We start from the raw sequence: 11947 nt of genomic DNA on the forward strand, positions 1-11947 counted from the left end.
AAGACCCCTTGAAGACGACGAGGTTGATAGGCTGGGGGTGGAAGCACAGCAATGTGTGGAGCTGACCAGTACTAATCGGTCGAGGGCTTATCCAAAATTCACTCGGTAACACGGGTGACGCTAAAAGAAAAACATGAACTTTCGCATCCAGTTTTCAAGGCGCAAGCTTTGAATGCATATTCCCTGATAGCTCAGTTGGTAGAGCACTCGACTGTTAATCGAGTTGTCACAGGTTCGAGTCCTGTTCGGGGAGCCATATAGAGAGGTGTCCGAGTGGTCGAAGGAGCACGATTGGAAATCGTGTAGGCTCTAACCGGGTCTCGAGGGTTCGAATCCCTTCCTCTCTGCCATATATGGCCCGTTGGTCAAGGGGTTAAGACACCTCCCTTTCACGGAGGTAACAGGGGTTCGAATCCCCTACGGGTCACCATCACTTTTCATTAATAACCTTAAATAAAGGGTTGCAAAGTGATACAAAGTGTGATAAGATATAAAAGTCGCTCAAAGCGATGGAGGCTTAGCTCAGCTGGGAGAGCATCTGCCTTACAAGCAGAGGGTCGGGGGTTCGATCCCCTCAGCCTCCACCATATAATTTTTTAACGACGCGGGGTGGAGCAGCCCGGTAGCTCGTCGGGCTCATAACCCGAAGGCCGCAGGTTCAAATCCTGCCCCCGCAACCAAATTACCTTCTAATTGATCCGAGAAATGTGGAGCTGTGGTGTAGAGGCCTAACATGCCTGCCTGTCACGCAGGAGACCGCGGGTTCGAATCCCGTCAGCTCCGCCATTATTCCCTTAAAGGGATCCCGATCATGGATGTTGGGCTCGGTAGCTCAGTCGGTAGAGCAGAGGACTGAAAATCCTCGTGTCGGCGGTTCGATTCCGTCCCGAGCCACCATTTAAGTTACTAGTGACGGTAACCAATTTCATATGCCGGTGTAGCTCAGTTGGTAGAGCAACTGACTTGTAATCAGTAGGTCGTGGGTTCGACTCCTATCGCCGGCACCATTTTTTTTGGAGGATTAGTGAAGTGGCTAAACACGGCAGACTGTAAATCTGCTCTCTACGAGTTCGGTGGTTCGAATCCATCATCCTCCACCATTTAGGGGCATAGTTTAAAGGTAGAACAAAGGTCTCCAAAACCTTTGGTGTGGGTTCAATTCCTGCTGCCCCTGCCAATCGAATAGCAATATGGCGGTCGTGGCGAAGTGGTTAACGCATCGGTTTGTGGATCCGACATTCGGGGGTTCAATTCCCCTCGATCGCCCCATGATTTTCAATACTATTGGGGATTAGCCAAGCGGTAAGGCAACGGACTTTGACTCCGTCATTCTCAGGTTCGATCCCTGAATCCCCAGCCATTTATATGCGGAAGTGGCTCAGCGGTAGAGCATCGCCTTGCCAAGGCGAGGGTCGCGGGTTCGATTCCCGTCTTCCGCTCCATTTTACGGCGCCATAGCCAAGTGGTAAGGCAAAGCTCTGCAAAAGCTTTATCCCCAGTTCGAGTCTGGGTGGCGCCTCCACAAATTTTCAAAGTAATACAATATGTGCCCTTAGCTCAGCTGGATAGAGCGTTTGACTACGAATCAAAAGGTCAGGAGTTCGAATCTCTTAGGGCACGCCATATTTTCAAAATGCCGGTGTGGCGGAATGGCAGACGCGCGCGACTCAAAATCGTGAGGGAAACCGTGGGGGTTCGAGTCCCTTCACCGGCACCATACTTTAAAAGTCAAAGGCTCATTAGAGAATACTCTCTAATGAGCCTTTTTTGTTTATGAGATATAATAAGTGAAAACATAAGATATAAGATCCTATAAACATCTAAGGAGTGCCATCCAATTATGAATACTGATTTTACGATTATTAACCCATATATCGAAGGCGATTACACGGTTAGTGTGGCAAAGTGTGAAGAAGCAGAAGAAGTGATGTCCCTTCTATTAGAGACAGCCAAGTGGCTGCAAAGCAAAGGCTCACAGCAGTGGGGCGAGCTATTGAAAGGACGTGATTCTCACAATACTGTCGGTTCCATTCAAAATGAAGAAGTATTTGTATGCAAGCATAACAATGAAATCGTAGGAGTCGTCATACTGAAGCGTCAGCCTAGCGCTTGGGACCAGCAGCTATGGGGAAGTAAAGCTTCTGCAGATGATGAAGCCATTTATTTGCACCGACTCACGATTAGCAGGAAGCGTGCGAATTCGGGGCTAGGAGCTGCTCTTTTGAATTGGTGCGATTCAGCGATAAGCTTTAGGAATAAGAAAGTGATACGCTTAGACTGTATTGCCAGCAACCCCAAGCTATCTTCCTTTTACGAAAGCAATGGATACGAATATATGGGGCAAGAGGGAAACTTCAAGCTGTTCGAGAAAAAACGGAATGACTAACTAGTAATATATCTCATGAATATTGAAGCTTAAAAGGCCAGTCATCGGTATCGCACCGACGGCTGGCTGTTTCATTTTAATATTCCGCTATAACCTTAACTAACCCGCGAAGAACCTTGATTTTACAGGGCATTTCGAGGGTTTTATATTCCTTTTCTTAGACTTTTGCAAACTATTTTTATTTATGCTAAGCTTATCTTATTATTCTATCTAATAAAACTTGATTTCATCTAATGAAACAACGAGGGAGAGTGGTGCAAATGAATACGAAAGAACAGGTTAAGGCTCAGTTCGGCGCGAATGCAGCCAAGTATGTCGTGAGTCCACGCCATGCTTCAGGCAACGATTTGAATATTTTGAAGGAATGGGTGAAGTTGGAGCAGGCCGATAAGGCGCTCGACATTGCAACCGGAGGCGGGCATTGCGCACTTGTTTTGAGTTCAATCGTCCGCGAGGTGACTGCCTTGGATATGACTCCTGAGATGCTTCAGGAGGCGGAGGTATTCTTGAGCTCAAAGGGTTGCAAGAATATAAACTATGTGCAAGGAGACGCAGAAAATTTACCTTTTGAGGATGCGGAATTCGATCTGGTAGTCTGCCGTATAGCCGCCCATCATTTTCCTCATACGGAACGGTTCGTTAGTGAAGCAGCGCGTGTGTTGAACAGCGGAGGAAGTTTTATTCTTATGGATAATGTGGCTCCAGAGTCGGATCGTCTGGATGAGCTCTACAACGAGGTGGAGAAACGAAGAGATCCGAGTCATTTCCGGGCATGGAAGAAGACAGAGTGGCTGCGTCAAATCGAATTAGCAGGTTTTCGAGTAGAGCAGTTGCTGCAGACGGGAAAAGCTTTTGCATTCGATTCCTGGTGCGCTCGAATGAATGTTACTGAGGAAGTTAAACGGCAGCTTGAGGCTGATATGTTGGGGTGGCCGGAGGAAGATCAAAGGCAGCTTAACGTGCAAAGCGAAAACGGCAAGTTGATCGGCTTTGAGGGAAGCTTCATGATGCTGAGAGCGATTAAAGCCTAAGAGAACGAGAGAAAAGCGAAGGGACATAAATAACATATTACAATAACGCAAACATGCGCCAGGCATCTGCTTGGCGCATGTTTGCGTTATTGTTGGAGATGCTTGATTTGTTCGCCGCTTTAGATTGGGCAAGATCTATTCATTTATTTTTGGATAATCCGTCAACAAACAAAGTGAGTATTCCTTTCGTAATATCGGCCTGGCTAGACCCATATGCCTTCTGCTGATATACATACGTATCTGGACTGAGCACAGCCAGGAGTGCAGTAACGGTAAAATGGGGGTCAATATCGACTATTTCTCCGTTGTCTGCAGCCTGCGACAGCAAATCCGTCATAATCACACTCATTCGCTGGAATAAAGGATGCTCGAATTGGGTCAGCTGTTTTTTGCCTACGAATTCTGATTTGATCAGGTGAAGCAGCTCCGCGTGCTGATCTATGAAATGAATCACTTGCTCGATACAATTTTGCAGGCCTTCGAGAGCCGTACGATCTATGAATGATTCCTTCCACCCTTGCTCAAGCTCCGTCAGAAAACGACTAGTGCTCTCTAACAGCAAGGCGGAACAAATCTCACCTTTGTCAGTAAACCGGCGGTAGAGGGAGCCTTGACCGATACCTGCCCTTTTGGCAATACTGTACATGCTGACATTCTGCAACCCATGCATCTTGATCAGTTCGCGGGCCGCCTCTAGTATGCGTTCGTTGTAAGGATCACTACTCTTCTTATCTGCTGACGCTGCAGGGAGAGGGATCTGCTTGTCTCTTGAGGGCACAATCGTTCTCCTTTCAGATGGAACTCCGTTTGTTTTATGAGACAGAAAAGGACATTGACAGTGCGGACAATTGTCCGTACACTAATAAGTGCCAATCGGGACAATTGTCCGTTCGTTTATTATAAAGATAACTGTCTTAGAATTCAATGGAATCTGAGAAGGATCAAAGGAGGAATGGAGCGGGATGAAAGATCAGAAGCCAGAGGGGGATTTTCGAATTTCGAGCATTCTTGTAGCCCTAATAGCCATAATAGCTGGGGTATTCATGGTTGCGCTGGATGCTACAGCTATGAATGTTGCATTACCAACGCTGGCGAAGGACTTCAATGCAGACTTGACCACGCTGCAGTGGGTGGTAACCGGCTATATGCTGGCACAAGCTTCCGTGATTCCGCTATCCGGTTGGCTTTCCGACCGATTCGGGGCGAAGAGAGTGTTTCTAAGCGCTGTTGTTTTGTTTACGGTAGGGTCTATATTGTGTGCAGTTCCAAATAACGCAGAATCATTAATTCTATTTCGGGTTATTCAGGGGCTTGGCGGTGGTAGTGTGATACCGATTGCAATGGCATATGTCTATCGGCTAAGCCCTCCTGGGAAGGTAGGCGTTGTGATGGGACTTATGGGTATTCCTGTTCTGTTTGCACCAGCTATTGGTCCCGTATTGTCTGGCTGGCTTGTTGAATACCATACCTGGCGTTTGATTTTTCTTATCAATATCCCAATAGGAATTATATGTATGCTAGTCGGGATATGGAAGCTGCCGAAGGCAGAGCGTACCCAGGTCCCCGGAATGGATAAGCTAGGTATGCTTCTCGGACCGCTTGCTTTTGGCTCATTAACGTATGGTGTTAGCCAGGGGGCAGAAAGCTGGACATCCAGTAAAACGCTGATCGGTCTTAGTCTTGGAGCCGTGGCACTTATTCTGTTTGTTATAGTGGAACTCCGTTCACGAACACCGCTCCTTGAACTGCGAGTAATGGGCTCAGTAGACTTTAGCCTAGGAATTATTGTCCAGTGGGTAGGACAGTTTGGGCTCTACGGCGCGTTATTCTTGATGCCTCAATTTTTACAGCAGGCTCGTGGGTTTGGTGCATTTGATGCAGGCCTGACGATGCTTCCACAGGCGATTGCATCCGGACTGATGATGCCGTTTGCCGGTATGCTGTTCGATAAAATCGGAGTGCGCTGGCTCGTTGTTGCTGGACTTGGTTTAATATCGGGTGCCTTGTATCAGTACTCCCATTTGGATGCTACGGTAGCATCAAGGGATGTAATCTTGCCCTTGCTGATGTGTGGAGCAGGTATGGGGCTGATGATCATGCCGCTGAATACGCAGCTTCTTAATAAAGCGCCACGTCATCTAGTGAATCGAGTAACTTCTTTGACCAATTCCATGCAGCAGGTTATAAATGCTTTGGCAATCTCGACACTTGTCACGATTCTCACCTCCAGAACAGCGGCACATGCTCTCGAGATGAAGGAGTCTGCAGGAGCGGGTGCTGAAGCTTCTTCGTCGGAAGCCGTCAAGCTGGCAGCCCAGAATATGCTTGTGAAAGGCTTCGACGATACCTTTCATATCATGATGTTTGTCGCCATCGGAGGTGCGGTTCTAGGCCTTCTGCTGCGAAGAGGGCGAATTAGGGAAGAAGGAAAGCCTCTTGCTGAGATGCACGGCTGATTTAGATTATGTAAATCGTATGACCGCTTGAAACATAAAGGGGACTCATCTCGTCAAAGGGACATACCCGATGCAAAGGATGATGAATCCATGAAAAACAACAAGAAGAAAATAGCGTTAACTAGCATGGCGGCAGCCGTTAGTTTGGTGTCACTGCTCCATAGTGTGCCTGTTCAGGCCGAAGGGCAAAAGGCGGAAGTGAAATTTCAACTGAACTCCAAATCCTACTCCAACACGACAGGTGTACATCAGCTCGCTGCAGCACCGTTCAAACTGGGCGACCATACAATGGTGCCTGTGCGGGCATTAGCAGAGTCCTTAGGCGGATCGATTGCCTGGAATAAGGTAAATCAGACGGTGACCTTGTCGGGCAAATCGTACGGTAAACTTTCGATAAAAGTGAATGACAGTTTGCTTATCGAAAAACAAGGCAGTAAACATAAGCTTCCAGAGAAGGTTGTTAATCAGAAAGGAACGATTTTTGTTCCGGTTCGAAGCCTAGCGCAAGCTATGGGAGCGACGATTGCATGGAATGAATCGTCCAAGACGATTGTCATCTCTAGTACGTTTACGGATAAGATCTCTAAGAAGTACGAGTATTCATTTGAAAAGGATTTGGAAGGATGGTCAGGCCATTTTGCCGATCTGCCCGTTCAATACGATCCGGATATATATGAATTAGCATTTGCGAGAGAATTGATTCCCCTCGGAAAAGATAACGCTCCGAATCATGGATTGAAGCTGAACGGCATGAACCGCAGTGATGATCTGTTTATGTTTTTAACAAAAAAAGTAGACGGACTAGCTAAAAACACGACTTATAATGCCAAGCTGGAGTTCGCAATGTACACGAAGGAAGCCGGCGGAATGATAGGGGTCAGAGGGAGCCCTGGCGAATCTGTCTATATAAAAGCGGGCGTGGTCGCAACGGAACCAAAAGCTGTACAAGTCAATAGCGGCGGCGAATCTTATTACCGGATGAATGTAGACAAAGGAAATCAGGCCACCGATGGCAAGGATATGAAAATTGTCGGCAATGCTGCAAAGCCCGATTCGGATAAGGATGGCTACCAGCGCGTAACGTTTACCTATAATGTAAAAGTGAAATCGGATAGCAAAGGTCAGCTGTTTATTATAATCGGCAGCGATTCCGGCTACGAAGGCCTGTCTACTTTGTATTATGACGATATTTCGCTTACTCTTACTCCATAATTGAAACGTTCTAAAGCTGCCACCCTAAGTCAAAAGCTCATTAGAGTAAACTCTCTAATGAGCTTTTTTTATTTCATCTGCCTGCCGGGTTAATCAACCCGGTAGCTTTTAACTTGACGGAAAGGGAGCAAAAGCGAAGGGGCAGAGGGATTCTGGAGAAACAATAGTGGTTGCTTTTAGAGCATGATTCCTACCGCTACCATCTATCTAATAAAGGAATCAGGCTTTAATGGCGATCGGAAAAACCCTCTGACCCGCAGCGCTTCGCCTCACTTATAGTCATGCACTGATTTCGGTTTTGGCCGATTAACCTAATCATTTAGACGATTTATTTATCCATTCTAAGAGGTCTGAAAAATTCGCGAATGTCGTTGGCCAGCAGCTCCGGTTCTTCCATAGCCGTAAAATGTCCGCCAGAAGGCATAGTGGTCCAACGAGTGACATTCAGATTGCGCATAGCCCAGGATTTTGGAGGCAGCACGATATCCACAGGGAATAAGGCTATGCCTGTCGGAACATCAATGCGGCCTAATGGCGGCAAAGAATGCGAGTTTTCGTAATACATGTTTGCTGATGAACCTATGGTGTTAGTGACCCAATAGATCATGATAAGGGTCAATAACTCGTCCTCGCTGAATTTTTGACTGAGATCGCCGTTACAATCGCTCCATGCGCGAAGTTTCTCAAGTATCCAGGCAGCCAAGCCTACCGGCGAATCGGAAAGTCCGTAAGCAAGCGTCTGAGGCTTTGTCGATTGAATGGACATGTAGCCCCCTTCATTCGAGATCCATTCGGAAGCGTTCTTCTTATACTGCCGTTCTTCTTCCGTAAGCTCTGCCTCAGTCTGTGAGGCCATGAGACTTCTTATAATACCAACATCAGTAAGATGGATTCCAAATAGAAGCTCAGGATTGTTGGATGCCAGATATCTTGTAACGCCGGAGCCAATGTCTCCGCCTGCAGCGGCAAACTTTGTATAACCCAATTGTTCAGTCATTAGTTTAGCCCACATCTGAGAGATGTGAAAATTGTTAACCCCAGGATGACTAGGACGGCCGGAAAATCCGAATCCAGGCAAGGAAGGGACAATGACATCGAAAGCGTCCTCTGAATTGCCTCCATAGCTAGCCGGATCCGTGAGGAGAGGGATGATTTTTTCATAACGAAGGTAATTGTCGGGCCACCCATGGGTAAGAATAAGGGGCAAGGCATTAGGTCCTTTACCGCGCTCGTGTACGAAGTGTATGTCTATCCCATCGATATTGCTCTGAAACTGGGCAAAGCGGTTCAGCTTGGACTCTTGCGCACGCCAATCGTAATGATCTCTCCAATAGGAGACGAGCGATTTCAAATAACTTAGATCCGTTCCTCTTCCCCAGCCGGAGTCTTCTATTTGATCGGGCCAACGGATGCGATCCAGCCTTTGTTTCAGATCGTTAAGGATCTCATCGGAGACATGAATATGAAACGGTTTGACAGTCATCATGATTTCCTCCCATTATTGTCGATTCATAACGATATTATAGGCGTTGAACTTGTATGTTACACTGGTATAAGTGAAGCAACTAATTATACTATCTGATAGGTGACCGAGATATGCCACAAGCAGACCGCCATAAAGAACGAACGGTGAACATCGAATTTAATGCAGTGGAGGATCTCAGTATTCTTCCGTATCCGGAAAGGTTTACGCTCATTTTTATTACGTCTGGCTGCATAAAGGGGATATTAAACCAGCGTCCGATTTCGATTAGCGCTCCCGGTGTTCTTTGCTTGGCCGAAGATGATCATGTGCAAATACTTGAAAAGATAAATGTTTCTGCCCAATCCTTTCGTTATCATCCCGAATTTCTTAACACCGTTACGCTTTCCGAAACGAAGGAGCATTTCCCATCAGCGCCGAGAATACAGACGGGAATTTCTCTTTTTCAAAGCAAGCATTTATATAGCGGCGTGCCTCGCGTAACCGAGAAGGCGTTCCCTTTATTGTTGGAGTGGTTTTTCATACTGGGCACAGAAGTGCTGGCGCAAAGTGATGCGTTCTGGGTATGCAGAATAAAAAAATACCTGATTCAAATTTTAGGCTTGTTGGAGGAGTTAAATCGAAACCGTGAACAATCGCCTGTTGATGCAGCGCTAGACTATATTCACACCCATTATTCGAAAAAGATTTCATTGGAGGATCTGACGAATTGCGTCCATTTGAACCGTGTAACTCTAAATAAGCTGTTTCAGGAAAGATGCGGGAATACTGCGATTGGATACTTGCTTTTACATCGCTTAAAGGTTGCGTGCGAGCTTTTGACACACACGGATATGAGTCTCAATGATATAGCAAGCGCTACTGGATTTGAGTATGACACCTACTTTATTAAACAGTTTACAGCTAAAAAAGGAATGTCGCCGACGCAGTATCGGACTGCCTCTCGCAAGTTCTCCATAGTTCAGTAACAGGAAAACGAGAGGAATTCCTTTCATGAGAAGACTGCTGTACAGCTGCACGTTGGCAGTTATTAGCATGAGCTTGAGTAATAGCTATTATTGACTGAATGGTCTGGAATGTGTAAGATGGGGGTAGAAAGGAGGATTAACGTAATGGCAAGAAGCAAAGAATTTGATACGACCGAGGTTTTGCATAAGGCGATGAAGGTATTCGGTCATTATGGTTACGAAGGGACATCACTGCAAAACCTGCTGGACGGTTTAGGCATTGCCCGTCAGAGTCTTTATGACACTTATGGGACGAAGAGAGATCTATTCATCAAGGCTGTGAAACATTATGTAGAGGAGAAATCATCTACAGTTGTTGCTTATTTGAATCGCGAGGAGCCCGTTAAGAAAGTGATCGGCGAAATTTTCCAAACGATTATATCTGCGCTGCAGGATGAAGAGCGACGAGAGGAATGTTTGATCTTGTACAGCGCTATCGACCAGGTCCCTCATGATCCTGATATCGCAGCGCTCTTTGAACGAGATCGCAAGCTGTTGGAAACAGCTTTCTACGAAGCATTGGTTCGTGCTCAAGGCAGGGGAGAGATCGGTCAGAATAAGGACTTACATGCGCTTGCGCAATATTTATATTATGCACGATACGGGTTGACGCAAACCGCCAAGTTATCCAATGACCCTAAAGTTCTTGAAGATGTTTCAGCCGTTGTACTCTCTACGCTTGATCATTATTGATGGAGCGGGAGAGTATGGCTTATCCGTCAGGCGGAGAATAGAAATGAGAGTCATTATTTTTGTCAAAATTAGACCGTTCAGTCTGCAATACCAACTACTTTAAAGTGTTATGCAAATTTGACTAAACAGTCTAGAAAATCGCGATCAATTTAGATCGTTTAGTCTATAAAAGAAAGGGCGATTCAACAATGAATAGAAGTAAGTATAAAGGTCTTGCGTTAATGCTTCTCGCTGTTTCTCAGTTAATCTTGGCGCTTGATTACACAATTATTTTTGTAGCCCTGCCTGCAATAGGGGAAGCTTTGGGGTTTTCCGCAAATCATTTGCAATGGGTTGTCAGTGCGTACTCGCTTGTTTTTGGCGGATTTTTGCTGATCGGAGGACGACTTTCTGACTTGCTCGGGAGACGTAAAATGTTTATCGGGGCGATGATCCTTTTCGGACTAGGTTCATTGCTCGGCGGTCTGGCAACCTCACAAATCATCCTGATCATTGCAAGGGGGCTGCAAGGACTCGGTGGAGCACTGTTGTCACCAGCAACTTTGTCACTTATTATGTCTAATTTCGAGGAAGGCGCTGAGCGTAACCGGGCAATAAGCATTTGGGCAGCCATGGGCGGCGTCGGCCTGTCACTCGGATTGTTGCTTGGCGGTGTGTTAACCAGCTATATTGGTTGGGAATCCACGTTCTTCGTTAACGTACCCATTACGATAATGGCAATTATTCTCGCGCCTATAGTGCTTGTGGAGAGTAAAGCTGCATCAGGTAAAAAGCATTATGACGCCACAGGCACCATTTCGGTGACTGTGGGCATGATCTTGGTCGTCTATTATTTAATTCAGTCTCCAGTGGAAGGTTGGGCTAGTGCAGGGACGCTTACGTTCGGAATTATCGGTGCCATTCTGCTTTTGCTGTTCGTATTAATTGAGAACCGCACGAAAGAACCGTTGCTCCCGCTCAGATTGTTTCGTAACCGAAACCTGACTGGAGCCGCTTTGATGGCGGCATTGTTCTCAGCTTCGTTCGGCTCGCTGTATTATTTCTTATCTCTGTATACGCAAGGCGTTTTACACTTAACGGCGATTCAATCTGGACTAAGCTTTTTGCCGCTGACGATCAGCGCCTTTTTTGGCGCAAAGCTTGTTAATAAAATGTTGTCGACTTTCGGAGCAGCCGGTACGATTGCCATCGGCATGGGGCTTGGAGGTATCGGGTTCATTCTGCTTAGCGGGCTCTCCGTGTCGGGCAGTGCATGGGGGATCATTCCTGGCATCGTCATAATCGGCCTCGGTCAGGCGCTCGTCTTTACAACCATGTTTATTGCTGGCAGCGCCGGAATCGATCCGAAGGAGCAGGGCGTGGGGGCCGCGATGATTTCGACCGGCCAGCAAATCGGCGGCGCCGTCGGCTTGGCGGTCATTATGGCCATTATTTCTGTGAGCATGGGATCGGATGCATCGCTTGAATCAATGGCAGCCGCTGATTTGAATCAAGCGATTCATACGGCGTTTGTGCTCGCCGCCAGCATTACCGCGTTGGCCATTCTTATCGCCTTCGCGACGTTAAGACAGAAGAAGATGTCCAATATCGATATCACAAATCACGCATCGCATTGATCGTGTCCACATAAAGCAAAAGCCCTTTTCACGCAATGAATTGCGGAAAGGGCTTTTACTTTT

Annotated in this window: 9 protein-coding genes, 16 tRNA genes and 1 rRNA gene; 24 read left to right on the top strand and 2 right to left on the bottom strand. The window is 46.7% G+C overall.

What is annotated here, in order from left to right; genetic code table 11:
- The 19 genes from ACFVTB_RS11465 to ACFVTB_RS11555 all read left to right on the top strand — a co-directional run.
- Positions 1 to 95 (top strand): 23S ribosomal RNA (locus tag ACFVTB_RS11465); the annotation flags it as partial.
- Between the two features lie 85 nt (positions 96 to 180).
- Positions 181 to 256, top strand: a tRNA-Asn gene (locus ACFVTB_RS11470).
- A 3-nt stretch (positions 257 to 259) separates the two neighbouring features.
- Positions 260 to 350 (top strand) — tRNA-Ser (locus ACFVTB_RS11475).
- 5 nt (positions 351 to 355) lie between these two features.
- A tRNA-Glu gene (locus tag ACFVTB_RS11480) sits at positions 356 to 430 on the top strand.
- Between the two features lie 81 nt (positions 431 to 511).
- A tRNA-Val gene (locus ACFVTB_RS11485) sits at positions 512 to 587 on the top strand.
- Between the two features lie 16 nt (positions 588 to 603).
- Positions 604 to 680 (top strand) — tRNA-Met (locus tag ACFVTB_RS11490).
- Positions 681 to 709: 29 nt separating this feature from the next.
- Positions 710 to 786, top strand: a tRNA-Asp gene (locus ACFVTB_RS11495).
- 35 nt (positions 787 to 821) lie between these two features.
- Positions 822 to 897, top strand: a tRNA-Phe gene (locus ACFVTB_RS11500).
- A 34-nt stretch (positions 898 to 931) separates the two neighbouring features.
- A tRNA-Thr gene (locus ACFVTB_RS11505) sits at positions 932 to 1007 on the top strand.
- 8 nt (positions 1008 to 1015) lie between these two features.
- A tRNA-Tyr gene (locus ACFVTB_RS11510) sits at positions 1016 to 1100 on the top strand.
- 3 nt (positions 1101 to 1103) lie between these two features.
- A tRNA-Trp gene (locus ACFVTB_RS11515) sits at positions 1104 to 1177 on the top strand.
- Positions 1178 to 1193: 16 nt separating this feature from the next.
- Positions 1194 to 1269: transfer RNA gene (locus tag ACFVTB_RS11520), tRNA-His, on the top strand.
- A 16-nt stretch (positions 1270 to 1285) separates the two neighbouring features.
- Positions 1286 to 1360, top strand: a tRNA-Gln gene (locus ACFVTB_RS11525).
- Between the two features lie 7 nt (positions 1361 to 1367).
- Positions 1368 to 1442 (top strand) — tRNA-Gly (locus tag ACFVTB_RS11530).
- Between the two features lie 6 nt (positions 1443 to 1448).
- A tRNA-Cys gene (locus ACFVTB_RS11535) sits at positions 1449 to 1522 on the top strand.
- Between the two features lie 24 nt (positions 1523 to 1546).
- Positions 1547 to 1623: transfer RNA gene (locus ACFVTB_RS11540), tRNA-Arg, on the top strand.
- 12 nt (positions 1624 to 1635) lie between these two features.
- Positions 1636 to 1717: transfer RNA gene (locus tag ACFVTB_RS11545), tRNA-Leu, on the top strand.
- Between the two features lie 123 nt (positions 1718 to 1840).
- Entirely contained in the window at positions 1841 to 2386 is a 546-nt protein-coding gene (locus ACFVTB_RS11550; RefSeq protein WP_387748611.1) for a GNAT family N-acetyltransferase, read from the top strand.
- A gap of 260 nt (positions 2387 to 2646) precedes the next feature.
- On the top strand, positions 2647 to 3417 hold the full coding sequence (locus tag ACFVTB_RS11555) for a class I SAM-dependent methyltransferase (protein WP_387748613.1): 771 nt from the start codon (positions 2647 to 2649) through the stop codon (positions 3415 to 3417).
- Positions 3418 to 3556: 139 nt separating this feature from the next.
- Here ACFVTB_RS11555 and ACFVTB_RS11560 read toward each other — a convergent pair whose 3' ends face one another.
- On the bottom strand, positions 3557 to 4195 hold the full coding sequence (locus ACFVTB_RS11560; RefSeq protein ID WP_387748615.1) for a TetR/AcrR family transcriptional regulator: 639 nt from the start codon (positions 4193 to 4195) through the stop codon (positions 3557 to 3559).
- Positions 4196 to 4379: 184 nt separating this feature from the next.
- Between ACFVTB_RS11560 and ACFVTB_RS11565 the strand changes: the two genes are divergently transcribed.
- Entirely contained in the window at positions 4380 to 5873 is a 1494-nt protein-coding gene (locus tag ACFVTB_RS11565) for a DHA2 family efflux MFS transporter permease subunit (RefSeq protein ID WP_387748617.1), read from the top strand.
- Positions 5874 to 5963: 90 nt separating this feature from the next.
- Complete coding sequence (locus tag ACFVTB_RS11570) at positions 5964 to 7085, top strand: stalk domain-containing protein (protein WP_387748619.1); 1122 nt, start codon at positions 5964 to 5966, stop codon at positions 7083 to 7085.
- Between the two features lie 328 nt (positions 7086 to 7413).
- Here the strand turns inward: ACFVTB_RS11570 and ACFVTB_RS11575 are convergent, their stop codons facing one another.
- A complete protein-coding gene (locus ACFVTB_RS11575) occupies positions 7414 to 8568 on the bottom strand; it encodes an epoxide hydrolase family protein (protein WP_387749364.1) in 1155 nt (384 codons plus the stop codon).
- 113 nt (positions 8569 to 8681) lie between these two features.
- Between ACFVTB_RS11575 and ACFVTB_RS11580 the strand changes: the two genes are divergently transcribed.
- The 3 genes from ACFVTB_RS11580 (at position 8682) to ACFVTB_RS11590 (ending at position 11884) form a co-directional block, all read left to right on the top strand.
- Positions 8682 to 9536 carry a helix-turn-helix domain-containing protein gene (locus ACFVTB_RS11580; RefSeq protein WP_387748621.1) on the top strand — a complete coding sequence of 285 codons (855 nt, stop codon included), beginning with the start codon at positions 8682 to 8684 and terminating at the stop codon, positions 9534 to 9536.
- A gap of 144 nt (positions 9537 to 9680) precedes the next feature.
- Positions 9681 to 10268, top strand: coding sequence for a TetR/AcrR family transcriptional regulator (locus ACFVTB_RS11585; RefSeq protein WP_387748623.1), 588 nt, complete (start codon positions 9681 to 9683; stop codon positions 10266 to 10268).
- A 188-nt stretch (positions 10269 to 10456) separates the two neighbouring features.
- Complete coding sequence (locus ACFVTB_RS11590) at positions 10457 to 11884, top strand: MFS transporter (protein ID WP_387748625.1); 1428 nt, start codon at positions 10457 to 10459, stop codon at positions 11882 to 11884.
- Positions 11885 to 11947 lie beyond the last annotated feature (63 nt).

Origin of the sequence: Paenibacillus sp. NPDC058071, assembly GCF_042885235.1 — a bacterium.
Taxonomy (GTDB): Bacteria; Bacillota; Bacilli; order Paenibacillales; family Paenibacillaceae; genus Pristimantibacillus.

Coding starts and splice junctions, on each gene's coding strand:
- ACFVTB_RS11570 (WP_387748619.1), top strand. CDS start 5,964: ATGAAAAACAACAAGAAGAAAATAGCGTTAACTAGCATGGCGGCAGCC.
- ACFVTB_RS11590 (WP_387748625.1), top strand. CDS start 10,457: ATGAATAGAAGTAAGTATAAAGGTCTTGCGTTAATGCTTCTCGCTGTT.
- ACFVTB_RS11565 (WP_387748617.1), top strand. CDS start 4,380: ATGAAAGATCAGAAGCCAGAGGGGGATTTTCGAATTTCGAGCATTCTT.
- ACFVTB_RS11555 (WP_387748613.1), top strand. CDS start 2,647: ATGAATACGAAAGAACAGGTTAAGGCTCAGTTCGGCGCGAATGCAGCC.
- ACFVTB_RS11580 (WP_387748621.1), top strand. CDS start 8,682: ATGCCACAAGCAGACCGCCATAAAGAACGAACGGTGAACATCGAATTT.
- ACFVTB_RS11585 (WP_387748623.1), top strand. CDS start 9,681: ATGGCAAGAAGCAAAGAATTTGATACGACCGAGGTTTTGCATAAGGCG.
- ACFVTB_RS11550 (WP_387748611.1), top strand. CDS start 1,841: ATGAATACTGATTTTACGATTATTAACCCATATATCGAAGGCGATTAC.
- ACFVTB_RS11575 (WP_387749364.1), bottom strand. CDS start 8,568: ATGACTGTCAAACCGTTTCATATTCATGTCTCCGATGAGATCCTTAAC.